Source organism: Peribacillus sp. P4_C12, assembly GCF_056402095.1.
Window position 1 is genome coordinate 1 of sequence record NZ_JBFUIB010000956.1, and the last position, 941, is coordinate 941.

Consider the following 941-nt stretch of genomic DNA (forward strand, 5'->3'; position numbering starts at 1 on the left):
GTATATTCACTAGTTATTACATTTCCCAATAATCTTAACCTCACAATCGGTTTGTATAAGCCACAAGTGACGTATAACAATGTGTAGAGCTTATTTATCTTAGGTCGGATTAGAAAGAACATTTTCATTATTGCAGTTGGTTTTGATATCCCACTTGAACAGTAGAGYTTTACACTTTCATCACCATCTTCATAGAATTACTATATAGACTTTTATCGTCCCAAAATTTCGGAATACAAAAAACGAGCCACTGAATAATTGGCTCGCCTTCGTAAGAAAATTAATAATTTGAATCATCCACATCAGCTTCCATATCGATTTCCATATCCATTAAAGCCGAGCTCAAGCTTTTTCCATGTCGATCCAAAGTAAGTGATTTTGTGACGCCCCCTCCTAATGCGTTTTGCATGACAAAGTTCAATGCGCCAATTTTCGGCAGTTCATACCTAACCACATCACCCTTCACTATTTCGTGAAAGTAATCCTTAACCTTTTCTGCTGTTACCTGTTTTTTTACTTTTTCATAATCTTCCATACGATAGACGATGACGGAAACATTTGAAATATTTCCTTTATCCCCTGACCTAGAGTGAGTGACTTGCTTGAGTTTCAATCTTGCCGACCTCCTCGTACGTTACTTCGATTGTAATCTCTTCGCTAGGAATAAGAATGGATGCAATTGATACAACCTCTTGGACATTAACCCGAACACCACCGCCTCCAGCAGGCCCATTAGTATAGAGTGCTTCCACCTCTTGGCCGATCACATCAGCAGCTCCTTTATCAGCCGTCCTGGCAGCCACTCTTAATCGTACCTCGGATAGCCTTTCTCGGTCATACAACGGCTCTGAAATAGAAGATCCATACAGTGAATTAGAACCAATATGATCGATTCTCATTTCTTGAATCTCTATATTAGCCTGACTCAACCGGTGCCTCAC

Annotated in this window: 2 protein-coding genes; both read right to left on the minus strand. The window is 39.9% G+C overall.

The window, feature by feature from the left end; all coding sequences use genetic code 11:
- Nucleotides 1–280 precede the first annotated feature (280 nt).
- The gene (locus tag AC1DUW_RS30535; RefSeq protein WP_053346134.1) at nucleotides 281–613 is read right to left on the minus strand and encodes an AtuA-related protein; all 333 of its coding nucleotides are present in this window, start codon (nucleotides 611–613) and stop codon (nucleotides 281–283) included.
- Nucleotides 585–941, minus strand: a 357-nt coding sequence (locus AC1DUW_RS30540; RefSeq protein ID WP_477644408.1) for an acyclic terpene utilization AtuA family protein, incomplete at its 5' end; no start/stop codon positions are given. The genes AC1DUW_RS30535 and AC1DUW_RS30540, both read right to left, overlap by 29 nt.